Consider the following 23,722-nt stretch of genomic DNA (forward strand, 5'->3'; position numbering starts at 1 on the left):
TTTAGTAAGTAAATTTTCTTGAAACCTCCTCGACTGCTTACTCGTATAGATAATGACTGGAGGTTTCTTTATGGCAACATTTACACTTACCTATCCAAAAGCTTTTAAAAGCTTTACGGATATCCCAATCGTGAATGAACACAACGAAACAATATGTATGCTTCAAAAAGTAGATCGTTCCTCTACTGGTAAAATACTGAATGCCGTCCTGCTAGTAGCGGCTCAGCAAACATTACCGTATCGTTATGAAACGCGAACTACGTCAGGGGTACCACTTTTTCAAGTACAATCTACCCTATTTGCAAAAGGGGTCAGCCATCAAATTAGGATGCCTGATGGTAGCTCGATACCGATTCAGCGAAAAACGGTCCAATTATTAGAATCCTCTTATGCATTCAAAATGGACGATTTACATTTTCGATTTGAAAAGGATTTTACCTCTACAGCTTATTTATATTGCAATGATGAAAAGATTGCCAGTGCAAGTCCTATTGAAAACGAACTAGTACGAACAGGCATACTGTTTAAGCTTTTCCAAGCAGACGATATGCACTTCGTTGCACTCCTAGCAACCCTTTATCAAGCACTCTTTGCATTCACTACATAGCCATGACAAAGGCATCGAGCGTTATTTCTCGATGCCTTTGTCATGACTTAAGATAGCTAATTTAGTTTTTCCCGCTGTGTATTTAATATGTTAATGACATAGGACTGATTTGGCGATGCATTTGTTTGTAAAATCTTCTTAATGGCCTGTTCCATCCTCATAGCTAACTGTAAATCTTCATGAGTGGCGCTCTTTATCGTTGTTTGAATCGTAATGGTTGTTCGATTTTCAATGACTAAATATTTGTATACATCAAAAGCCTCTAAACCTGTGATTAAATCTTCCATCAACAGGTTAATATCAGCCCCCAGCACTTTGTTGTCATCAAGCAATGAAGTAAACTCCCATCTTTCAAAAACAATCGGATAGTCCTTTAATGTAGAGGTTTTAATCACATTTTTTGCAATGGATTCCATATCTTTTTTGACGGACTGGAAATAGTCTTCTTCGCCTACAACCTGGATCACCAATTCCTTTTCTGCAGTCGTTTTGACATCAATGCCGACATACTTTTCAAGAAGCTTATCCTTCAATCTAGCTAGGCTCAACTCTTCATTCGTAATAAGCGGTTGTCCCTCTTTTGTTGCTTCTGATTTATTATCTATTTTTAATTTATCAAACAAAATCAGTAGAGATATGATGACGACTAACAATCCTATAACAAGCCCAAACCGTTTGACCATTGAATCCCTCCTGTTACGAAGGTATGACCCCATTCAAAACAATATTCACTGTTTTTCATGGTCCTGTTCTATCAAATTTATCTCTTCGAATAGCTTGTCATTGGATTGCTTATTTTTACCCACATATTCCGGGACACGAAATAAATTTGCTTGTTTTTGTCCATTCTATGTTACGCTTTTCAAAAAGGAGTACACTAAAGGGGTAGCAATTCTATCATTTTGGAGGGTTTTATATGGAGACAAAAGCAGTGGAAATTAAAAATATACTAACATTGAATCTACTTGTACAAATTTTAGAGGAACGTGGCATTATGACCGATAAAGAATTAAAAGAACGCCTCACAAATACAGTAAAACTATCTTCTATGGAGAATGATTTAAAAGAAAAAGTCATTGAAGAAATCAAACATTAATAGTAGCTGTCTCAACCAAAAGGGCCACTTTCATGTTGATCATATTACTGAAAGTGGCCGTTCTATTAATTTGAAACTCATAGGAAAAATCTCTACTCCTGTTACGATTTCCATTGTAAAGTTGCATTTTATTTTAATATGGAACTACCTTCAAAAATGATCCTCCAGTATCCTTTGATTAACCCCTAATCCGATAGATTATTTCCTGTAAATTGATCAGGGGCCACTTGTTTCTTTACTTTCATTGCGATTAAATAAACAACGATCGAAACAAATAAAGATAGTACTGCAGGTAAACCCATTGGATTTACATATTGGAAATAGTACCCAATCATAACAGCTGCAACGACAGCAATTGTAGCCATCCAATTCCATCCTTTTATTTCAACCCATTGTCTTTTACGGATTAAAAAGAAGTCAGCAAACATAACACCTGCTATTGCTGGATAGAGCAAAGCCGTTAAATACAGGAAGTCTGTAAAGTAATCTAGAATGCCCATTAAAGCAATGATTATGGCAATTATGGTACCAATAAATGTGAGTAACGCACGTCCCTTACCTGATGTCACATTTAAAACATTAGCTAACGCTAATCCCATACTGTAATTGTTAACCAATTGAGATGTCCAAGTAGCTAACCATAAGATGAGAAAGCCCCAAACAGGAAAACCTAAATTCATCATAACATTCACGATATCAGGATCTCCCACACCCACAGACATGATGGCTCCTACAATAAATAGAGGGAATCCAATTAAAACTATCCCACTTGGAATAATAAAATTGTCTTTCCAAGTCGGCTTTGCGTACCGAGTGTAGTCAGAAGCAATTACCCATTGTGACACATTGACACCAATTACAAGGCTAATAGCTGCCATTATGGTCATTGATGGTTCAGGACTCCAAGATGCAATTGTCTGCCAGCCCGTATTTTTTAATGCTAAATAAATACCACCAACAATTAACAATAAACCCGATGGGACAGCTAAATAATCTGTCCACTTCATTGAACCATAGCCAATAATTGAAGGTGCGGCAAAAAGAAGACCTGCCACTGTCGTAACTATTGCCCAAGCTAACCAGTCATGTTTATAGTCAATCCCAAACATAGCAGCAATGGCATTTCCAGCAACAGCCGTTTGTAATGCCCACCAGCCAAGTGAAACAATAAATATTGTCAATCCAACTATTAACTTAGCTTGAACCGTTCCAAAGCTTGTTTTGGCAATAACTGAAGAAGGTAGCCCTGTTTTTGCACCGATATATCCTTGTAATGCATTACCAAGCCATTGAAAAACAAATAAAGCAATGATCAATATTAAAAAAATCTTACCTAATCCGAAACTAGCTGATAAACTTGCTCCTACCATTAAAACAGGAATGGTAAATTCAAGTCCACCAAATATCATTGTTGGTGTAATCCAATGTTGACGATCATTCTCTGGTATTGGCGTTAATGCAGGATCTTTCCCAAGCATAGATGTTTTTTCTGTGTTGACTTCATTTTTCATTTTACTTAACCCCCTTACTGTATGTGTTTATTCGTAGCTTGTTTTCTATTAAATCTCTTTATCTTATATCCAATAGCGCATAGACAAGTTCAACCATTTCATCACTATCATTTTTACACCAATGAGGTTCTCCAGCAGGAATATAGGAAGCTTCTCCTTGTGAAATTCGGTAATTTTCTCCACCGGATTCTCCAGTTAAAGTACCTTTTACAATAAAAGAGTACTCATTTTCTAAATGAGAAGTTGTCCCTTCTAATGGTAACCGCTCCCCTGGTTTTATTTGGACAAAGCCAAACTTTATTTGGCTATCGTTGTATTTGTCTTGAAATAGGTTCTGTTGAACAATATCTTTCTGTGATACTTCTTTAATAATCATAGTTATTCTCCTCGATTTCTTTCTGGCATTTCTTTAAAGCTGTAGTCTGACTCATCTACAAGAACATGAAAAATAGCTTCTGCTTCTTTTCTTGAAAAATAGCCATTTTTCACATCATGTGCTACCTGTTCCGCTGGACGTTTAAGTGGATTGCCATAGCCTCCACCCGTGCCAGTCATTAATTGAACCACATCATTTTTATCTAGTTTATATCTTGGATAGACCCCGAATGGTCCATCTACCTGGCCATTCGCTTTTTTTACATAAAATTCATTCGGCGAACCTTCATGTCCATTGTCAATCCCCCATGGTAAAAACTTATTCCTACCAAAGGTCACTGTTACTGCTTGATTGTCCGTCATGGCTCTATAGGATCTGATTACTCCTTTACCACCAATGTATTCTCCAGCCCCTGCTCCATTTCTATCTTCTCTTAAACAATATTCATCAATTAACACACCATAGCGAGTTTCCGCTACCTCAATTGGCACATTATACGTCTCACCATCCGAAAAACAGAATTGACCAGAGGCTCCATCAGCATCGTTTCCGCCACCCCATCCACCTACTGATGGTTCAACAATTAAAAATGGCTCTCCTGTATCATGATGTGTACCACTTAACGTTACAGCACAAACGGATAAAAACTGACCAGCAGTTAATCGACTCGGTATATGCGGTGCCAAGGCTTTCCATACTAAATCTAAGCTGCCAAGCAAGGTTTCAAAATAATTGGACACAGGTACTGGTCTTTCCGCAGACATAATTGATTGAGGATCAACAATTATTTTTAGTGGTCTAAACACACCATCATTTACATCTTGTGCTGGATTTGTAATAGCTAAGAAGATTGCACGTACAGCTGATGCTAAATCTGTATAGGAACAATTCATTGGTCCAGGTACTTGAGGAGAACTTCCCCTAAAATCACAAATAAATTCATCGTCTGATATTGTCACTTTCACTTTTATTGGAAATGGTCCGTTACCAATCCCATCCGTATCAATAAAATCTTCTGCGTAAAATTCTCCTTTAGGTAATCTAGCAAGCTCCTGCTTGGCCATCGCTTCGCCGTGATCTAAATGATATTCAATTGCTGCCAATATGGTAGCTAATGTGTATTTATCACACAATTCCCTTACTCGTTTTTCTCCTGTTCGAAGAGCTGCAACTTGTGCAAACATATCTCCTAAAGATAGATCTGGGAACCGCACATTTGAACGTATTATTTCAACAAGTGCTTCATTCAATTTACCTTCGTCATAAAGTTTGATACATGAAAACTGTAGCCCTTCTTGAAATATGTCAACAGAATCGTTAGTAAATGAACCTGGATCCTTCCCTCCAACTTCTGTCCAATGAGCTTTATTAGCTGAAAAAGCAATTAATTGACCTTTATAAAAAATCGGCATTACGAGTCCAACATCTGAAAGGTGTGAACCGCCGCCTTGATAAGGATCATTAATTATAATGATATCTCCTTCTTTTAATTTATCTCCTGGATATTTTTTTAACGTTTCTTTTACCATAAAAGTGAGCATGCCGATAAAACCTGTCACACCATTACCCTGAGTTAATAAATTACCTTCTGAATCTGTTAAGCCACTCGCATAATCTAATACTTCATAAATAATGGGACTCATTGAAGTTCGTGCTAAAGCTACAAACATTTCATCTCCAGCAGATAGCAGTGCATCCTTCACAATTTCTAAAGTAAATGGATCAATTTGCGGATTGATTGCAGTCATTACGCTTCCTCCTTTTCAATGACAATATTTCCATAAGCATCTATATAGAGTGATTGCTTATGATAGATTACGGTAGCTGCAGCTCTTTCTTCCACAATAGCAGGACCACTTATCTTCATTTCAATAGGTAATAGCTCACGATCATATATATTTGTTCTCACCCAGCCATCATTTTCAAAATAAACATCGCGTTGTTCTATTAATGCGTCTTGTAAGCTAGTATGGCGCTCAATCGTTTTTAATTTAGGTTTACCAACCTTCCCAAAGGCCGTCACATGAATATTAACAATTTCTGTCTCCGCTTCTGGTAGTTTAAATGTAAAATTCTTTTCATGTAATAAATTAAAATCTGCAATCGCTTTATCTAACACTCGTTGATTCCATTCACCACCCTCTACAGGTACCTTCACAGTATGCTCCTGGCCTAGATAACGCATATCTGCATAGCGTTGGAAAAATACATTATCTTTGTCCATACCTTCTTCTTGGAAATGTTGGAATGCCTGACGTTCAATATTTGCCCATATTGAGTTCATTTTTGTTAAATCAAGATTATTCATTCGTTTAATGTATGTTTGAATATAATCATGACGTAAATCTGTCATAAGCATCCCCCATGCGGAAAATACCGGTGATGCAATTGGAATAATAACCTTTTTAACACCTAATTCCAATGCTAAAGCAGGTGCATGCATCGAACCTCCCCCACCAAATGCAATCAAGGTAAAGTCTTGAGGGTTATGGCCTTTACGAATAGAAATCAACTTTAGAGCATTTAACATATTGGAATTGGCGATACGAATAATTCCAAGTGCCGCTTCTTCAGCAGACATATGAAAGTGTTTCCCAATTTTTTCTTCAATCGCATTTTTTACATTGTTCAAATTCACCTCGTAATCAAAGTTCTTCGGTGATAATCTACCAGTTAATAAATTTGCATCCGTTGTAGTCGGCTCTGTTCCACCTTGACCATATGCAACTGGGCCTGGTCGAGCACCCGCTGACTGAGGCCCTACTTTTAATGAACCTGCACCATCAATCCATGCAATGGAACCACCACCGTTACCAATCTCAACAATATCAACAACTGGTGTTTTAATTGGATAACCTGCGCGTCGAGTATCTTTTTCGATATAGTAATCTGTAGAAACTTTTACTTCGCCATTTTCAATCAATGAACATTTTGCTGTTGTTCCACCAATGTCGAAAGCAATAATATTTTTTTCTCCTAGTAATTCACCGAGTACCGCTGCACCTAAAATACCAGCAACTGGGCCTGATTCTACCATATTAATTGGTAAACGCTTCGCATTATCAAATTTAGTGGTACCACCATTTGACTGCATAATATAACTTTGCTCTATTTCAATAGTATCTTGTAATTTTTGCTCAAGTCGATCAATATAAGTTGTTGCAGTTGGTTGTACATAAGCATTTAAAACTGCTGTATTAGTGCGTTCATATTCACGCCACTCTTGTGTTATTTCACTGGAAGCGGTTACCTGAACTTCTGGCCACAATTCCTTTATTTTTTCTACAGCTGCTTTTTCATGCTCGTTATTAACATAGGAGTGTAAAAAAGAGATTGCAATGGCCTCAACCTGTTCCTTCTTAAAATATTCAACTATTTCTTCTAGTTCATTCATTTCCAGAGCTGCTAATACTTGTCCCCTATAATTAAGTCTTTCAGTTACTTCTCTGCGTAAATATCGTTCTACAAATGGCTGTGGTTTTTGATACTTAACATTAAATAAATCAGGTCGATTTCCACGTGCAATTTCCAACACATCCCTAAATCCCTTAGTTGTAATTAGACCCGTCTTTGCTCCTTTACGCTCAGTCAAAGCATTGATAATAACCGTTGTGCCATGGATAAACATTTCTAAATGCTGTTGATCTACCCCACTTTTCTTAATAACATCAATGACTCCTTGTTCAAAATTTGGAGGAGTTGTATTACTTTTTTCATAGCCGAAGTTTCCATGTTCATCAACATACACTAAATCTGTAAATGTACCCCCAATATCTGTTGCGACTCTCATTCCATCCACCCAACCTTCCTTTTTTTAGAAAATCACTGGCGTTAACACACTTAAAACAATACTTTCTTCATTCAAAGGATTTTCCCATGAATGTGGAACTTCAGAAGGATAATGAATTGTTTCACCTTCTCTAAGAAAATATTCTTGCCCATCAACCTTAAATAAGACAGCACCCTTTAATACGTAATAAAACTCTTCCCCTGGATGACTCGATTCTTGATTTTTGTCCATTTGACCCGGGGCCAGCTTCACAAGCAACGGTTCAAGATTTCTTCCACTAAAATGTCCATTAAGTCGCGTATATTCTATCGAAGATGCTTCTAATTTAAATGGTTTGCGATCAGTTTCTTTTACAACATACGTATTATTTGAATCGGACTCAAAAAAGTAGGTGATCGGAACTCCAAATGCATCAGCTATTTTTTTTAGAGATGTAATAGCCAGTGAAGATGACCCCCTTTCTATTTGTGAAAGAAAACTAATCGATAAGTTTGTTTTTTCACTTAAATTCTTTAATGTCATGCCTTGATCAATTCTTGTTTTTTTTATGGTTTGATGAATATCTTCCAAATTGCCACCTCTTTTTTGATTACACTGTATTTTTTGAAGTATAACTATAATTTTTTTAATAGTATCACATTATTTTCTGAATTGAAAGAATATTTTTAAATATTAGAATTTTATTAAAAATAAAAAAAACTCCATTCCCCGTACTAGTGAATGGAGAAGAGTAATTTTATTCACACATTTAAATAAAAAAACAATATGCACATAGGGAGTGCATATTGCCATGAAATTATGATCGAATTGTTTTTAAAGCGGTTGCCCACGGCACGAGCTGATCTAACATTTGATGAACAGAATCTGCTTGCACCTCTTTTGGTTTAAAGACAGAGCCATTTTCAAAATCAGTAAATAAAGATAGTGCTGGATGCACACGGACATCAGCAACTAGTAATTCTCCAAGAATACCTCGTAAATGCTCAGCTGCACGAGCACCTCCAACAGAACCATAAGAAACGATTCCAGCAGCTTTATTATTCCATTCCACTCGTAAATAATCTAATGCATTTTTTAATGCGCCTGTAATGGAGTGATTGTACTCAGCAACAATAAAGACAAAGCCGTCGCATGCTGCGACTTTTTCTGACCAGGCTGCTACCCCTGAAGCATCTCCGCCTGGCTCCCCTAAAAGCGGTAATTTAAAATCAGCGATATCAATTATTTCATATTCCGCATCACGACGTTTTTCTGCCACTTCCTTTACCCATGTGCCAACCTGTGGGCTTACACGACCCTCTCGCGTACTTCCTAAAATAATGCCGATTTTTAACATATGACGCCTCCTCTTTTTCATCCATTCTTGTGACTCCATCATCGTTCATTGTACGCGATCGCCACTCGTAACCATTTTGGTCAGGAACATATCCCTTTATTCATCACTAATTTGTCAGCCTAAAATAATCAGAATTAAATTATCTTTAATTCAAGATTAAATTAACATAATTTTTTATTTTCTGTCAATTATTTAAACTAGAGGGGCAAAGAGGATGATTATTTCATTTTAATAGGTTGCTCCAATGCCTCCAATTCCTCCTCAATAGAGGCATATTGTCTTTCCACTACATATTTGGCATCGGATAGAGCGGCATTATAAATATGAGGAGCAATATGTTCCTTGATAAAATCGAATACACGCTCTGCTTCAAATTCACTAATATCTTCATCACGCTGATTATAAAAAAATCGTTGAATATCAGCCAGTATCATTTCTTGCTGATCTTTTGATAACCGAATAAACAAGTCCAATCTCCCCATTCCTATTTTTTGATTTCTCCTCCATCTTATCACTACCTATAGATTCTTTGCCTATTAAAAAAGGCTGAATACTAGTTCTACTAGCATTCAGCCACCATCTTATTGTTTACATTCAAATGAATAGCTAGTGGATAAAAAGTTTTTTTCCTTTGATACAATCGCTTGTCCACCATCATTTTCACATTGCTGTGTCATCGCATCTATTTTCTTGTCATTGATCGTATTTGTCATCACCGTCATACCAATGCCAAAAACAGCAATGAATAAACCAATTATAATCCATAACTTACCCGCTTTATTGCCTCCAGGCCTATCATTCGCCACATTTGTTCCCCTCGCTTATACAAATAAAAATGGTTCTGTATTGATGGTTGATTGTACAAATTCAACATGATATTTTTTATTCTCACATAGTTCAGCCATTTTTTTAGCTACCCCTGCAATCATCACCTTTTCTACATGATGACCCGGATCTACAATTTGCAAATCAATGGCTTGTGCGTCCTGTGCTGTATGGAAGTACATATCACCCGTTAAGAAAACATCTGCTCCAGCGCGTTTTGCCGCATAAATATATTTATTGCCGTCTCCACCAACAAGCGCCACTCTGTTAATCTTCGATTGTAAATCACCAACCACACGAACTGCTGGCACTTCTAACTGCTGCTTTACAAATTCTGCAAACTGTTGTAACGTCATTTCTTGTGGCAAGTATCCTACTCGCCCCAACCCCATAACATTAGTTTGTTGCTCAAGACGTATCACATCATAGGCGGGTTCCTCATAAGGATGACTAGTAAGCATCGCCTTTAACACGCGGTTTTTGATAGATTCAGGAAATACGACCTCGACCTTTACCTCTTCCTCCACATGTAATTCATCAATAGTGCCAACGAATGGATTTGCTCCTGCTAATGCACGGAATCTTCCTTCTCCAGTCGTCGTATAACTGCATGCTTCATAGTCACCAATACGACCTGCCCCAGCCTTTGCAAGAGCCTCACGTAATACTTCTGCGTTGGCAGTTGGTATAAAGACAGCTAGCTTGAACAGATTTTCGGCATACGTTTCTTCTAATATGGAACGATTTTTTAGCTGTAGGGCATCTGCTAGTAGATCATTGACCCCACCTTCAGCTACATCTAGATTAGTATGGGCCGCATAAACAGCGATATCGTGTTTAATAAGCTTTTCATATAGACGTCCCGCTGGTTGATCTGTGCGGATATTCGACAGGCGTCTAAAGATTGGTGGATGGTGCGCGATAATCAGCTCACAGCCCTTTTCTATTGCCTCGTTTGCAACAGCATCATTAACATCTAACGTCACCAATACTCTATGGACAGGTTTATTGAGTGTCCCTATAGCTAACCCAATTGGATCATTGTCCATGCAAGCAAGTTTCTTGGGCGACCATGCTTCGAACACTTGAATGATTTCTTGACCATTTACGGTTTTCATCTTACAAAACTCCTTCCACTAAATGTATCAGAGCCATTAATTCTGCACGCTTTTCTTCAATTTCAGGTGTTTGTTCTGCCTCTTCAATGGATTGTAGCACTCGTTGCCAGTTGTCTTTTTCGCGTAACCATTTTTTCATAAATGCTGGTGATTTGCGTTGGCTTAATTTAGGACCAAATAAAATCTCTGCTGTAGATAGCGTCATTTGTCCTCTTTGCAATACAAGGATTTCATAGATTTTATCATCTTCCTCTAATATCTCTTCATCCAGAATCGCCCACTGATGTGCTAACGCCCACTCACGAATGACCTTAGCATGAATATTTGGCTGTAAAATAAGACGTGTGACACCTTGAAGCTTTTCAGGATACTTATCTAGGATGGAAACAATCAATGGTCCACCCATTCCAGCAATCGTGACTGTGTCCACATGGTCAGTCATTTCAATCGCTGCTAATCCATCTGCAAGACGTACGGTAATCTTCTCCGTTAAGCCTTCCTTTTGTACTTGTCCTACAGCTGATTCATAGGGTCCTTTTACAACCTCTCCTGCGATGGCACGAGAAGCAGTTCCCTGATGAATCAAATAGCATGGTAGATAGGCATGGTCACTACCGATATCTGCCATAATAGCTCCTGTGGGAACAAATTTTGCTACTGTTTCTAATCGTTTTGAAAGTTTTTGTGCGTTCATTTTATACCGCCTATCTTCAATAGAGTCCATTAATAGTATGGATGATGTCGTGAAAAAAAACAAATGGAGTTGCCCCACATTTTTTGTGGACAACCCCATTTTCATTATGTAGTTGAAGATAAAAGTAGCTGTACTATGTCAGTACAGCTACTTGTCAGTCATACTATTCTAAAGTAGAAATGTATTCAGCGATTGCTTTTGCTTCCTCTTCAGTTTTCATGTTCGGTTGCATTGGAGTACCTTCGATACCCTTTGTTAAAACTTCAACGATATGGGCTTCATCTAAGCCATGTAGGTTTGGACCCATACTACCACTTAAATCATTACCGTGACAACCGATACAAGATTGTACTAGTGCTGCACCATCAGCGTTTGCATCTGTAGTTTCAGTAGTTTCGCCACCGCCCTCATGTTCAGCAGCAATTTCTTTCTTGTTATCTGCACCTTGTAAAGACATGAAGAAAATAAGACCAATACCAAATGCCAGAATTAAGATGTAAGGAACGACTGGATTGTTTTTCATAAGTTTCCCCTCCTCATTTTAAGTCTACTTCTATTATAATATAGAATCAGTCAACATCTAATATTGTACTTCATTAACAAAGAAACGAAAAGCCCTATTCGCTAAGTTTTCCTTTGTTTGTAACAAATTCGACATTTCTGTATCTATTGGATAAAATATGTCTTGCCAACCCCAAAATTTGGTCATATTTATCCTTTTCCATACCATTGTTTTCATTACGATTCTGTTGTTATCATACCCTTTGCACACGTACATATACCAAAAAATTAAAAAATCTGTATGTCTTGTATCAACATACAGATTTTCATGTAATAATAATTTCAATATAATATTTGCTGTATCAAGATAGATTTATGATATAATATCCAATCAGTGCTACTAACCCTAAAACACCTGAGACTGTGAAATATAGCAGTTTCATTTTAATACCCGACCAAAGCCAAATTATACAATTCGCTGCAATCAAACAAAACAAAACCGTATTATTTCCACTAAAATATGTAGTGCAAATACGAATAGACATACTAAATAGCAGAATGGCTGCCAGTACATGAAAAATAGGCGCCAGTAGATGTTTTTTTTGTGCCATTTGCCATGCAGCAATAAATAAGATGCATGCCCCTAATCCCACAACCACAGTTAATATCAAAGTCAAAGATTGCATTGTAAAATAGAGTGTCAAAACAGCCATGATGGCGATACATAGACCCACTACTAATAGGACCATTTTTCTTTTTTCTGATGGCAAAATCGCTTGTTTAGGATGTTGCACTGGCTCTAACTCCTCTATATCAGCCCCTTCTGTATAAAGAGCTGATAAAAAGTCACAATAGTGCTCTGGTAAAAGTTTATTTTGCTTCCAAAATAAAATTTCATTAAGGATTATTTTCTTTCGAGGATTTGTCATAGTGATAGCTCCAAACATTGCTTAATAATGGTTGTATTACAATTTTATCTCACAATTTTGGAAAACACATCTGTATAAAGTCGCAAATCTTTCATTTCCTTCATTCTAAATATCTATTATTGTCGAAAATAAGATAGTCGAGTAGCGGGGCTTATTACCTTTTCAGTATATAAAAAAGGAGCTATCCCAACTAGGTATATTCACACTAGTCGGATAGCTCCATCTATTTAAATTTATTCTAAGAAATCTTTTAAACGTTTACTGCGAGAAGGATGACGTAATTTTCTTAATGCTTTCGCCTCGATTTGACGAATACGCTCACGAGTTACGCCAAAGACTTTTCCTACCTCTTCTAATGTACGTGTGCGACCATCATCTAATCCAAAACGTAAACGAAGTACGTTTTCTTCACGGTCTGTTAACGTATCTAGTACATCTTCTAATTGCTCTTTTAACAGTTCATAGGCTGCATGGTCAGATGGAGATTGTGCTTCAGAATCCTCAATAAAGTCTCCTAAATGTGAATCATCTTCTTCTCCAATTGGTGTTTCAAGAGATACTGGTTCTTGTGCAATTTTTAAAATTTCACGAACTTTTTCAGGTGTTAAATCCATTTCCTCTCCAATTTCTTCTGGAGAAGGCTCACGACCCAAATCTTGTAAAAGTTGACGTTGTACACGTATTAATTTATTAATGGTTTCGACCATATGAACAGGAATACGAATCGTACGAGCTTGGTCAGCAATCGCGCGTGTAATTGCCTGACGAATCCACCATGTAGCGTAAGTAGAGAATTTAAATCCTTTACGGTAATCGAATTTTTCAACAGCCTTAATCAGACCCATATTCCCTTCTTGGATTAAATCAAGGAATAGCATACCACGACCAACATAACGTTTTGCAATCGATACAACTAAACGTAAGTTCGCCTCTGCTAAACGTTTACGTGCTTCCTCGTCTCCTTGCTCAATACGCTCTGCAAGTGCAATTTCCTGCTCAGCAGATAGTAAATCTACTCGGCCGATTTCTTTTAAATACATACGTACAGGGTCATTTATTTTAACACCTGGTGGTACACTCAAATCGTTTAAGTCGAAAGTTTCTTCATTCGCTTCTTCTTTCATTAAACTTTCTTCTTCAAATTCTTCTTTTCCAATGATTTGAATGTCTTTATGCTTTTCAAGATCCTCAGCAAAATGGAAAATTTCTTCATTTTCCAATTCATAAGGTGTTAGTTTCTCTGAAATTTCTTTCATCGAAATTTCACCTTCTGTTTTCGCTTTTTCTTGTAGGAATTTTTTTGCATCATCTAATGTAATTTCTACTTCTATCTCTTTTGAACGTTCTGACTTGTCCGCCATAAACCTTCCTCCTTCTAAACAACCGAATCGGGTTAAATCGCCGATAACGATTTTCTTAAATGAATAATCTGTTGGGCGATTTCAAGTGCACGTGCATACTCATGCATCTTCTCCGCTTCCTTTGACTCATGCATCTTTTGATAAATTTCTTGCTCAATTCTATATTTTTGAAGCTGACGGATGGAGTCCATTACCTCTGCCTCTGCTTGATCAGGATCTCGCTCAACTAAAGCTGCTTCCATGACAATTTTTCGTGATTCAGCGTCATCCAAAATTTCCACAAAGCGTTGATAATCAGGATGACCATATTCCTCATAAAACCCTACTAAGCGAACAAAAACAGCCATATAAGCATCTCGTACAAATGGCTCCTTTTGCTCACTACGTAATACCCTGTCCACTACATCTATATTATGAAGCATATGAGCCAGTAATAAACGTTCGGCACGTTCGGCTGCGTCCATAGGCTTTTGCTGCTGCGTGACTGGCATTGAAGGCATCTGTGTAGGCATTTCTGATTTTGCAGAACGTACCTGATTAGCCTCCAACTTTCGGAATTGGGCATAAATGGCTTCTTCCGATATATTGGTTTCATTTGATAACTGTCGTATATACAAATCTCGTTCAACTGGTGAGGATCTCCCTACTAGTTGTTCAAGGACTTCTTGAATATACTGAAGCGTATCATTTTCAAATTGAAAGTTCTTATTGCGTCTAGCATGCATCATCATAAAAGCAATATACGCATGAGGATTTTCCAAAATTTGTTCCTTAAATGCTTGTCCACCTAAAGAGTGAATGTATTCATCAGGATCTAATTTTTCTGGCAATACAGCAATATCGACTTTCATGCGCTCCGTATGCAGTAATTGCGCCGCTCGTTTCGCTGCATCAAATCCAGCATTATCACCATCATAGCAAATCGTAATTTGCTCTACTAAGCGTTTTAGCTTTGTGATATGCTGATTTGTTAGCGAAGTTCCCATTGTCGCAACCACATTCATGACACCTACAGAGTTGGCCGCTAAAACATCCATAAAACCTTCCATCAATACTACTTGACGATTTTTTCTGATAGAAGTTCGTGCTTTATCTAGGTTATAAAGCACTTCACTTTTTTGAAATATTGGTGATTCTGGACTATTTAAATATTTCGCTTCCTCACCAGTTGATGTAAGTATTCGACCTGAGAAAGCAATAATTTTACCATTCTCATCTCGAATCGGAAACATAATACGTCCTCTAAAGCGATCAAAGTAGCGTTCTTCTCCCTCTCGCTTAATGATTAGGCCACTTTCCGCAATTTCTTGTAAGTTATAACCTTTTCTTTCAAGCAATATTGTTAATGCTTCAAAGCTTGGGAGAGACCAACCAATGTTATTAGATTCTATAAGTTCCCTTGTAAATCCTCTTTCTAGCAAATAATTTAAAGGTTCTTCGCCATCCTCTGTATTCAACAGTAGATGATGAAAAAAATCTGCTGCAAAAGCGTGTGCTTCTTTCATCCTTTCTTCTGCTTTAGATATCTTTTTTGTTCCCTCTGGAAAGCTTGGCTCAACATCTAAGTGTATGCCAGCACGTTCCCCAAGTTTCACAACGGCATCAGGAAAAGAAATGCCTTCTATATCCATTACAAAAGTAATAGCATTCCCCCCTGCACCACAACCAAAGCAATGAAAGATTTGCTTGTCTGTTGATACAGAAAAAGACGGTGTTTGCTCTCCATGAAATGGACAGAGGCCAAACCAATTTCGCCCACGCTTGGTCAGCTGCATGTATTCACTAATCACATCAACGATATCCGATTGTGTACGAATCTGTTCAATTACTTCTTCTGGAATCTTCCCTGCCAAATCCATCACCATCTTTAATATTTGCGTTCTAGAAACACAATTCGCTATTCGTTTTAAAATTCCTTTATTTCTCGACAAAAAATTAGGATTTTTCTCTTATAAATATTTTTACCACAATTTTATTATTATAAAACAAAAATTAGTTTTTATCTATACTATTTTCAAAATACACTCAAAAAAACCGCCTCTACTAACCGAGGTGGTTTAAATTTCCATCTTATTTACGAGTCAAAATATGTTCAATGATCGTATTTGCTGTCTCTTCGACAGCTTTATTAGTCACATCAATAACTTGACAACCTATTTTACCGACAATTTTTTCAAAATGTTGTATCTCATCTAAAATCCGTTCATGTTGTGCATAGATAGCATCATCATTTAATCCGAGCGACATTAATCTTTCTCTTCTGATAAAGTTTAACTTTTCAGGTGAAATGATTAAGCCAAAGCATTTTTTCGGATCTATTTGTAAAAGCTCTTCCGGTGGCTCTACCTCTGGTACTAAAGGAACATTTGCCACCTTATATTTTTTATGGGCTAAATACTGTGAAAGTGGTGTTTTGGATGTTCTTGATACGCCTACGAGTACGATATCAGCCTGTAATAACCCACGTGGATCTCTGCCATCATCATATTTTACCGCAAATTCAATGGCTTCAATTTTTTTAAAATAATCATCATCCAGCATATGAACAATCCCTGGCGTTTCTAATGGGTTTTCTTCCATAAAGGTTGCCATAGTTTGTAAGGCTGGTCCTAATATATCTACTGCCTGAATTTTTTCTTGCTCACATAAATCATGTAATAATTTACGCATTTCTTGACGAACTAATGTATAGACGATAAATGCTCGTTGTTGGGCTGCAAGGAAAACAATTTTACGGATTAGCTCCTCGGACTGAATGTGAGGAAATCGACGAATCACAGTATTTTCTAAACCTGGTCGGAACTGGCTAATAACCGCTTTGGCAACTTGATCACCAGTTTCGCCGACAGAATCAGATACAACAAATACGCGTAGTTTTTTCATGCAGCTCTCCTTCTAATTTAGACGTTTTGTGCAAGAGATAAGAAAGCTCGTGTAATCGTTGTTTTTGTAAGACGACCTACTATAGTTAAACCACCCTCCTGTGGTTCAACTACAGGTAGCGAATCAACTTCTCGTTCAATAAGCTTGTTCGCTGCAACAACTAATGAATCTGATCTTTCACAGTACGAAATATTTGGCATACGTGTCATAATAATATGTACTGGAATTTTATTTAAATCCTGCGTACCAATACTTGTACGTAGTAAATCTTTGCGAGATAGTACGCCTGTCAAAAACTCATTCTTATCTACGACAAAGAGTGTACCAACATCTTCTGAAAACATAAAGCAAATTGCATCATAAACCGTCATTGTTTCCGGGACCACGACAGGACCTGAATGAAAGTCTTTCACTTTTAAATTGTGAATACTTTCCATTAAATTAATGGATGTTTTTTTACCTGAATAAAAATAACCAACTCTTGGTCTCGCATCTAAAAATCCTGCCATCGTTAGAATCGCTAAATCTGGTCTTAAAGTTGCTCGTGTCAGATTGAGACGTTCCGCAATATGTTCCCCGGTAATAGGGCCATTTTCTTTCACAATCTGTAAAATGTCTTCCTGACGTTTATTGAGTTCGATTGGACTCACCGCCTCAAATCTAATAGTGTTATACTTATGCTCAATTATTATATACTATTTTAATAATTATTGCGAATTAAAGAACTGCATGCTACAATATTGACACATACGCTTGCTCTATCTGTATTTTCGAGCAAAATTGCGTTATACAGGCGATGATGGGAAAAAAGTATCTGTTCCATTCAATAGCGAGTAGAAGATGGTGAAAGTCTACACAGCAACAGAGAAAAGGCACTCCTTGAGCTAACTTTTTGAAAAGAGGTTTTAAACATTCGTTTAAAACAATCAGGGTGGAACCGCGGGTCTTAGCACTCGTCCCTGGGCATACATTGTGCCCGGAGACGGGTGCTATTTTCATTTAGTATCTTACTACTAGATGAAATAACTTTAGCGTTTTACCGCTAAAAGAACAATATGAAATACTTAGAAGGAGGCTATTTTATGGCTAACAAATCAATGGAAACCATCGTATCATTAGCAAAACATCGAGGCTTTGTCTTCCCTGGTTCTGAAATCTATGGTGGTTTAGCAAACACTTGGGATTACGGTCCACTAGGTGTCGAATTAAAAAACAATATTAAAAAAGCATGGTGGCAAAAATTCGTTCAAGAATCAGAACACAATGTAGGTATTGATGCTGCGATCTTAATGAACCCAAAAGCGTGGGTTGCTTCTGGTCATGTTGGTAACTTCAACGACCCAATGATCGACTGTAAATCATGTAAGGCTCGTCATCGCGCAGATAAAATTATCGAGGATGCTGCATTAGCAAAAGGCGATGAAATCATTGTGGATGGTATGACATTCGATCAAATGAAAGAGACAATGATTAAATATGACGTAGTATGTCCGGATTGTGGAAAAGCGGATTTTACAGATATTCGTCAATTCAACCTAATGTTTAAAACGTTCCAAGGTGTAACGGAATCTTCTACAAACGAAATTTATTTACGTCCCGAAACGGCACAAGGTATTTTCGTGAACTTCAAAAACGTTCAACGTTCTATGCGTAAACGTACACCATTTGGTATCGCACAAATCGGTAAATCTTTCCGTAACGAAATTACACCTGGTAACTTCACATTCCGTACACGTGAATTCGAGCAAATGGAGCTAGAATTCTTCTGCAAACCTGGCGAAGATCTCCAATGGCACGCCTATTGGAAAGAATTCTGTAAAAATTGGCTACTAAACTTAGGCATGAAAGAAGACTCTATGCGTCTTCGTGACCATGAGGATGATGAGCTATCTCACTACTCAAATGCTACAACAGATATCGAGTTCAAATTCCCATTTGGCTGGGGAGAGCTTTGGGGCGTTGCTGATCGTACAGATTATGACTTAAAACAACATATGGAACACTCAGGTGAAGATTTCACTTATATCGATCCTGTATCAAACGAACGTTATGTTCCTTATTGTATTGAGCCATCTTTAGGGGCTGACCGTGTCACATTAGCATTCCTATGTGATGCCTATGATGAAGAAGAGCTAGAAGGTGACGATAAACGTACAGTTTTACGTTTCCACCCTGCACTAGCACCATTTAAAGCTGCTGTTCTACCGCTTTCTAAAAAATTATCTGATGAAGCGGCAGATGTTTGGGCAGAGCTCCGCAAAGCGTTCCCTGTTGATTTTGATGAATCACAATCAATCGGTAAACGTTACCGCCGTCAGGATGAAATTGGTACACCATTCTGTATCACATACGATTTTGACTCAAAAGAGGATGGCCAAGTAACAGTACGTCATCGCGATTCTATGACGCAAGTTCGTATGCCAATTGCAGAAGTAAAAGCATATATCGAAAAACATCTTCAATTCTAATCGTTTTGCTGAACAAAAGAGGGAGTAGCCAGTCTGGCAACTCCCTCTTTTTATGCTTTATATGTGGAAAATAAGCGCTCTTGCATTTTTTCCTCGAATGAAAACTTTTTCATGCTCATCCCTACTAAGCTCACTAGTATCTCTTCAATATCAGCTAATGAATAATAAAGAAAGGCACCTTCTCGCATTGGACGAACTCGTTTGTCAATAGTTTGTTCCTCTTCAATAAAATAGGCGACATTGACATCACAATGCCCCATCAATTGTGTAATACGTTGATCATCACCTGGATTGATAAAGAAAGGTACTATTTTATCGATATACAAAATACTTTGCACAAGTTTAATGAAGAAATTTTCACGTAAGGAAGACTCCACCACTAAAATGGTCGTTTGTTCATGCTGATAATCCATATATAATACATTTAATTGCTCTTCTAATAGCTTTTTTAAGATACTAATAGAATTTCTATATTTCGTCATATCTGTTTGTATTTCTCGTGTTAGCAAACGTAGTATACGAAACGCTGGTAAGAAAATTTTTAAGACAATTTCTTTAGGATGTAAATGATCAATTAATTTACTAAAATGAATTCTCAGATTATTCTCATCACAGCGGATTAATTGCTCCACAAATAAGTTAAAAATCTCTTCGAAGCTATTCGCCCTGTAGTCAATCATCTTCGTAATTTTCACACTATAGTTTAAAGGCAAGTTCATAGATTTTTGCTCATCTAGCAACCTCACCTTTGGTAATGTCGGAAATAAATCATAAACCAGCTCTACTTGTGCACTGCGATTATCCGATAACATAACAACCGAGTTGACTGGGTAAATGCCTAAACATTCAACAAACTTATGCATAAAGTTCTCATTATATAAATGACGATCCCTGTATAAAACAGCTAATGCATCTGTAGCACCGTAGCCAACATGGTAGACTCTTTTCGATGTCATGGCTGAATACACATCAATAATTTGTAATAATTGCACACCGTCACTCATTTCATCTGCACAAAGTTGATTTGGATAACCCTTCCCCGCAAAGCGTTCATGATGATCTCTCGCTAAATAGGCAATGTCTTCCTCCTGATATTCTATTAGTAAGTCATAACCTTTTGTTGTATGCGTTTTGACGATTTCAAACTCATCTTCAGAGAGTTTGCGCTTTAAATTTAATATTTCCTGCGGTATAAAGACCTTCCCAATATCGTGGAACAAATAACCTCTTGCTAATGTTTCGATATCCGTTAAACCTAGATATCTAGCAAAGATTGTCCCTAACACAAATACATCAAATGAGTGGACAAATGAATATTCATCCCATTCCTTTAAGCGCATAAGTAGCTCATAGCGATGTTTTTTTTCTAAAATTTTTTCAAAAACACTTCGTACATAAGCCGTATCTTGCATGCTTTTCAGTATTTGTCCATATCGTAATTCATGCACAACATTCTCCAACGTTGTCATAAAAAGCTGACTTACCGTTTCTTTATATTCATCTACTGGTTCAGTTTTTTCAATTAATGGAGCAAATAAATCTTCATATTCTCTTGTTCGTTGAATACTTAAATCATGAACAACTCGAACTGAATCAGATGGTAAATAGACTGACAATTCATCTACTTTTCGAAGTTTAAGTAAGGCAATAATTCGCTCCGTTAAAACTAAATCTTTTTTAGCTAATAGACGATAGTCTGAGAAAATATCTTCAGCTAATATATCATTCGCTTCAACTTCCTGAATACTTAAGGTTACTTTTCGTAGCATATTTTCTGCCACATACGCAATGTACTAAGCACTATGTGACTCCCTCCTTCTTCCATAGGACTGCGTTATTCTGATAACGTATCAATGACTCCTCGCTTTCGCACAGATGAATATGTCCTGATTTTTCCAAGCTTGCTTGAAAAGCTTCTTTTTTAAAACCGTGACATCTAGCGGAGGCTTTATCTTGATTCAGCCAGTGTTTAAATGCCCGTTAAAAAAAGCAAAACAAGCATTTATTTTTCCCTATAGAGAGGGAGGCTTTTGTACCTAATATTGTGCTTTTGATACAAAAAAACATTTGCTGAATCAAGATAAAATACGTTTTGCTGATAGAGGCTTCCATTTCATAGGCATGTCTAAATTGATCTAGCGTACATTTGTGTCGATGGGGATGAAACGACTAAATTATATTTTTAAAATATAAATACGATTATCTATATTTATTACAATATCATAGGTTAAAATACCTTTTCAACTAGTATATGGGACTCAAGTGATCGGTTTCTACTATTAATATATTGAAAACTAAACAAAAACACAAAACCTTTTACCTATTATTTTTCATTTATCATCGAAATAAAAATGAATAAAAAGTCAAATAGACCCTTTACTTAAATTTCACAATCATAACTTTATTATATAAAACTAATTTTCTATAATCATTTTAATTTGTAAAAATTGAAATTTTATTCATTTACAATCCGCCTCTCATTTCCTTAAAGTATAACCAATGATGCTACTATTGCCCTATCCAGCTCTCTCCATATAGATGTATAGTTCAAGAGGCAAATCAAGTTTTTACGTTGCTGTTAAAAATTTAATTACCAGTAATGTCATGTTGAAGGATGATATTTCCTCTATTCGCAGTTCCAACTCTTTGGTATAAATAAGGTATTATAGTTAGTATTAGCTGTTAAATAATGAATAATTAACATGCTAAAGACATACCCCTTTTTAACATTCAATCGTCCGGAAGTTTGAACTGATACATAGGAAGGTCTTAACAAAACATTCATACTATAAAATTTTATATTGTACTATTCGGAGGAATTCAATTGAAGTCTCAACGTTTATTTCAACTAGCTATGGCATCTGCCTTAGCAACAAGTGCGATTGTTATGGCACCACCAGCATATGCAGCGTTTTTTCCTGATGTCAATCCATCCACTGAAGAAGGAAAAGCTATCATTCAGTTAGCAGAGCGTGGCATTATTTCTGGCTATATGGACGGAACGTTTAAACCTGCAAACCCTATTACACGTACACAGGCTGCGAAAATTTTAGCAGGTATTTTAAAGTTAGATACAGTTCATGTAAAAAATCCTCAATTTAAAGACATTAAACCTGGCGATGAAAATTACGGAGCGATTGCTGCATTAGCCAATGCAGGAATTATTAATGGGGCAAATGGTTACTTCTACCCAAATCAAAATATTACACGCGAACAAATGTCAAAAATGATTGCTAAGGGCTTTGGATTAACGAGTCCAAATAATACACAATTGCCATTTACAGATGTCAAAAAAGGAACTGAATTCGAGCCTCATATTAAAGCTTTATTTGCGAATGGCATTACAAAAGGAACTTCAGCCACTACATACGGTCCAAAAAGTCCTGTGAAGCGTTCCCAATTGGCTGCCTTCGTTGTACGTGCTGAAAAAATGTTAAGCAATGCAACCGTTTATGCAAGTCAATTTAAACAGGACTATATCTTTGCGTCTTATGGTGGTCTTGAGCCAGCAGAGGATATTTTCACATGGAATGAAGAGGAAGATATGACAGAGTCTATCACGATTACCCCTATAAAAGAAGGTACAGGCAAATTAGTGATTACTGGATTTTCGGATGATTCAGAGGACTTTACAAATATTTTTTATTTAGTTCATGTAAAAAATGTCAATGGAAAGCTGAAGGTAACGCTTGAGGAAGTGAAGGAAGAGGATTATACAGAAAATTCACCACTTGATTTAGCAGAAAGCAATTTACCATTCGTGCCAACTGAGGTAACAGTTCAAAATATGAACGGGCAGGCACTTGCATCGAATTTATACAGCTTTAATCAGGATGATCAAACATTAACTATCTCGAAAAATGGACAGTTCATTGTTACATTTTCAGATGGGACACAGCAACAAAAGATGGCGGCTGATGTATATGCCTATGACTTTGTTCGCGGCATTGATTTGTACCATTTAACTGACGAATTAACACTATCAACGCCAGTATTACCTTTCGAGCCAGCTAGTGTAGCTCTTGAAGTTTTTGACTTTGAGCCAGCGCCTGTAAAAGCAACTATTCTTAATGGGCAACTACATGTTACACCAAAAACAGAGGGTATTGCGATTCTTCATCTAACAGGTAAAAACGAGGAAACAGTCTATCTCTATGTGGAAAGTAAAAAAATTGCTGGACAATGGGCTTTTCTATATGAATTTGATATCTGAAATAATTTTTAAAT

General features: G+C 37.0%; 23 protein-coding genes. 4 read left to right on the forward strand and 19 right to left on the reverse strand.

Annotation, left to right across the window (positions count from 1 at the left end):
- The first annotated feature begins 70 nt into the window (after positions 1–70).
- Positions 71–607, forward strand: a complete 537-nt coding sequence (locus V6670_RS14765) for a hypothetical protein (RefSeq protein WP_338651499.1) — start codon at positions 71–73, stop codon at positions 605–607.
- Positions 608–663: 56 nt separating this feature from the next.
- On the opposite strand, the gene V6670_RS14770 is transcribed toward V6670_RS14765, so the two are convergent.
- A complete protein-coding gene (locus tag V6670_RS14770) occupies positions 664–1,290 on the reverse strand; it encodes a hypothetical protein (protein ID WP_338651500.1) in 627 nt (208 codons plus the stop codon).
- Between the two features lie 233 nt (positions 1,291–1,523).
- Between V6670_RS14770 and V6670_RS14775 the strand changes: the two genes are divergently transcribed.
- Positions 1,524–1,703, forward strand: a complete 180-nt coding sequence (locus tag V6670_RS14775; protein ID WP_338651501.1) for a hypothetical protein — start codon at positions 1,524–1,526, stop codon at positions 1,701–1,703.
- 185 nt (positions 1,704–1,888) lie between these two features.
- On the opposite strand, the gene V6670_RS14780 is transcribed toward V6670_RS14775, so the two are convergent.
- The 17 genes from V6670_RS14780 to V6670_RS14860 form a co-directional block, all read right to left on the reverse strand.
- The gene (locus V6670_RS14780; protein ID WP_141905091.1) at positions 1,889–3,214 is read right to left on the reverse strand and encodes a cytosine permease; all 1,326 of its coding nucleotides are present in this window, start codon (positions 3,212–3,214) and stop codon (positions 1,889–1,891) included.
- Between the two features lie 58 nt (positions 3,215–3,272).
- Positions 3,273–3,590, reverse strand: a complete 318-nt coding sequence (locus V6670_RS14785) for a cupin domain-containing protein (protein ID WP_004227194.1) — start codon at positions 3,588–3,590, stop codon at positions 3,273–3,275.
- A gap of 2 nt (positions 3,591–3,592) precedes the next feature.
- On the reverse strand, positions 3,593–5,338 hold the full coding sequence (locus V6670_RS14790) for a hydantoinase B/oxoprolinase family protein (RefSeq protein ID WP_338651502.1): 1,746 nt from the start codon (positions 5,336–5,338) through the stop codon (positions 3,593–3,595).
- Complete coding sequence (locus V6670_RS14795) at positions 5,338–7,380, reverse strand: hydantoinase/oxoprolinase family protein (protein ID WP_338651503.1); 2,043 nt, start codon at positions 7,378–7,380, stop codon at positions 5,338–5,340. Before V6670_RS14795 ends, V6670_RS14790 begins: the two co-directional genes overlap by 1 nt.
- Positions 7,381–7,404: 24 nt before the next feature.
- Positions 7,405–7,950, reverse strand: coding sequence for an XRE family transcriptional regulator (locus V6670_RS14800; RefSeq protein WP_036125407.1), 546 nt, complete (start codon positions 7,948–7,950; stop codon positions 7,405–7,407).
- A gap of 226 nt (positions 7,951–8,176) precedes the next feature.
- Positions 8,177–8,716: an NADPH-dependent FMN reductase gene (locus tag V6670_RS14805; RefSeq protein WP_141905094.1), complete on the reverse strand. Its 540-nt coding sequence runs from the start codon at positions 8,714–8,716 to the stop codon at positions 8,177–8,179.
- Positions 8,717–8,934: 218 nt separating this feature from the next.
- Positions 8,935–9,183, reverse strand: a complete 249-nt coding sequence (locus V6670_RS14810) for a DUF2164 domain-containing protein (RefSeq protein ID WP_036125412.1) — start codon at positions 9,181–9,183, stop codon at positions 8,935–8,937.
- A 114-nt stretch (positions 9,184–9,297) separates the two neighbouring features.
- On the reverse strand, positions 9,298–9,522 hold the full coding sequence (locus V6670_RS14815; protein ID WP_338651504.1) for a hypothetical protein: 225 nt from the start codon (positions 9,520–9,522) through the stop codon (positions 9,298–9,300).
- A gap of 15 nt (positions 9,523–9,537) precedes the next feature.
- A complete protein-coding gene (locus V6670_RS14820; protein WP_141905097.1) occupies positions 9,538–10,659 on the reverse strand; it encodes a Nif3-like dinuclear metal center hexameric protein in 1,122 nt (373 codons plus the stop codon).
- A gap of 1 nt (position 10,660) precedes the next feature.
- Complete coding sequence (locus V6670_RS14825) at positions 10,661–11,353, reverse strand: tRNA (adenine(22)-N(1))-methyltransferase TrmK (RefSeq protein WP_141905098.1); 693 nt, start codon at positions 11,351–11,353, stop codon at positions 10,661–10,663.
- Between the two features lie 163 nt (positions 11,354–11,516).
- Positions 11,517–11,876, reverse strand: coding sequence for a cytochrome c550 (gene cccA / locus V6670_RS14830; protein ID WP_338651505.1), 360 nt, complete (start codon positions 11,874–11,876; stop codon positions 11,517–11,519).
- A gap of 57 nt (positions 11,877–11,933) precedes the next feature.
- Positions 11,934–12,062, reverse strand: a complete 129-nt coding sequence (locus V6670_RS14835) for a hypothetical protein (protein ID WP_338651506.1) — start codon at positions 12,060–12,062, stop codon at positions 11,934–11,936.
- A 154-nt stretch (positions 12,063–12,216) separates the two neighbouring features.
- Positions 12,217–12,783, reverse strand: coding sequence for a hypothetical protein (locus tag V6670_RS14840; RefSeq protein WP_338651507.1), 567 nt, complete (start codon positions 12,781–12,783; stop codon positions 12,217–12,219).
- A gap of 233 nt (positions 12,784–13,016) precedes the next feature.
- A complete protein-coding gene (rpoD, locus tag V6670_RS14845) occupies positions 13,017–14,144 on the reverse strand; it encodes an RNA polymerase sigma factor RpoD (RefSeq protein ID WP_004227165.1) in 1,128 nt (375 codons plus the stop codon).
- A 32-nt stretch (positions 14,145–14,176) separates the two neighbouring features.
- Positions 14,177–16,009, reverse strand: a complete 1,833-nt coding sequence (gene dnaG, locus V6670_RS14850; protein WP_141905138.1) for a DNA primase — start codon at positions 16,007–16,009, stop codon at positions 14,177–14,179.
- A gap of 205 nt (positions 16,010–16,214) precedes the next feature.
- Complete coding sequence (locus V6670_RS14855; protein WP_141905100.1) at positions 16,215–17,027, reverse strand: pyruvate, water dikinase regulatory protein; 813 nt, start codon at positions 17,025–17,027, stop codon at positions 16,215–16,217.
- 17 nt (positions 17,028–17,044) lie between these two features.
- Complete coding sequence (locus V6670_RS14860) at positions 17,045–17,677, reverse strand: helix-turn-helix transcriptional regulator (RefSeq protein WP_141905101.1); 633 nt, start codon at positions 17,675–17,677, stop codon at positions 17,045–17,047.
- Positions 17,678–18,109: 432 nt separating this feature from the next.
- Here V6670_RS14860 and V6670_RS14865 point away from each other — a divergent pair, with 432 nt between their 5' ends.
- The gene (locus V6670_RS14865) at positions 18,110–19,495 is read left to right on the forward strand and encodes a glycine--tRNA ligase (protein ID WP_141905102.1); all 1,386 of its coding nucleotides are present in this window, start codon (positions 18,110–18,112) and stop codon (positions 19,493–19,495) included.
- Positions 19,496–19,545: 50 nt separating this feature from the next.
- Here V6670_RS14865 and V6670_RS14870 read toward each other — a convergent pair whose 3' ends face one another.
- A complete protein-coding gene (locus V6670_RS14870; protein WP_338651508.1) occupies positions 19,546–21,264 on the reverse strand; it encodes an HD domain-containing phosphohydrolase in 1,719 nt (572 codons plus the stop codon).
- A 1,055-nt stretch (positions 21,265–22,319) separates the two neighbouring features.
- On the opposite strand from V6670_RS14870, the gene V6670_RS14875 reads away from it, so the two are divergent.
- Positions 22,320–23,708 (forward strand): S-layer homology domain-containing protein, encoded by a 1,389-nt coding sequence (locus V6670_RS14875; protein WP_338651509.1) that lies wholly within the window; start codon positions 22,320–22,322, stop codon positions 23,706–23,708.
- The last annotated feature ends 14 nt before the right edge of the window (positions 23,709–23,722 follow it).

The sequence above is a fragment of the Lysinibacillus sp. Y5S-8 genome (assembly GCF_036894365.1).
Taxonomy (GTDB): domain Bacteria; phylum Bacillota; class Bacilli; order Bacillales_A; family Planococcaceae; genus Lysinibacillus; species Lysinibacillus fusiformis_D.

Coding starts and splice junctions, on each gene's coding strand:
- V6670_RS14765 (WP_338651499.1), top strand. CDS start 71: ATGGCAACATTTACACTTACCTATCCAAAAGCTTTTAAAAGCTTTACG.
- V6670_RS14770 (WP_338651500.1), bottom strand. CDS start 1,290: ATGGTCAAACGGTTTGGGCTTGTTATAGGATTGTTAGTCGTCATCATA.
- V6670_RS14775 (WP_338651501.1), top strand. CDS start 1,524: ATGGAGACAAAAGCAGTGGAAATTAAAAATATACTAACATTGAATCTA.
- V6670_RS14780 (WP_141905091.1), bottom strand. CDS start 3,214: ATGAAAAATGAAGTCAACACAGAAAAAACATCTATGCTTGGGAAAGAT.
- V6670_RS14785 (WP_004227194.1), bottom strand. CDS start 3,590: ATGATTATTAAAGAAGTATCACAGAAAGATATTGTTCAACAGAACCTA.
- V6670_RS14790 (WP_338651502.1), bottom strand. CDS start 5,338: ATGACTGCAATCAATCCGCAAATTGATCCATTTACTTTAGAAATTGTG.
- V6670_RS14795 (WP_338651503.1), bottom strand. CDS start 7,380: ATGAGAGTCGCAACAGATATTGGGGGTACATTTACAGATTTAGTGTAT.
- V6670_RS14805 (WP_141905094.1), bottom strand. CDS start 8,716: ATGTTAAAAATCGGCATTATTTTAGGAAGTACGCGAGAGGGTCGTGTA.
- V6670_RS14820 (WP_141905097.1), bottom strand. CDS start 10,659: ATGAAAACCGTAAATGGTCAAGAAATCATTCAAGTGTTCGAAGCATGG.
- V6670_RS14825 (WP_141905098.1), bottom strand. CDS start 11,353: ATGAACGCACAAAAACTTTCAAAACGATTAGAAACAGTAGCAAAATTT.
- cccA (WP_338651505.1), bottom strand. CDS start 11,876: ATGAAAAACAATCCAGTCGTTCCTTACATCTTAATTCTGGCATTTGGT.
- V6670_RS14835 (WP_338651506.1), bottom strand. CDS start 12,062: ATGACCAAATTTTGGGGTTGGCAAGACATATTTTATCCAATAGATACA.
- V6670_RS14840 (WP_338651507.1), bottom strand. CDS start 12,783: ATGACAAATCCTCGAAAGAAAATAATCCTTAATGAAATTTTATTTTGG.
- rpoD (WP_004227165.1), bottom strand. CDS start 14,144: ATGGCGGACAAGTCAGAACGTTCAAAAGAGATAGAAGTAGAAATTACA.
- dnaG (WP_141905138.1), bottom strand. CDS start 16,009: ATGGTGATGGATTTGGCAGGGAAGATTCCAGAAGAAGTAATTGAACAG.
- V6670_RS14855 (WP_141905100.1), bottom strand. CDS start 17,027: ATGAAAAAACTACGCGTATTTGTTGTATCTGATTCTGTCGGCGAAACT.
- V6670_RS14865 (WP_141905102.1), top strand. CDS start 18,110: ATGGCTAACAAATCAATGGAAACCATCGTATCATTAGCAAAACATCGA.
- V6670_RS14870 (WP_338651508.1), bottom strand. CDS start 21,264: ATGCTACGAAAAGTAACCTTAAGTATTCAGGAAGTTGAAGCGAATGAT.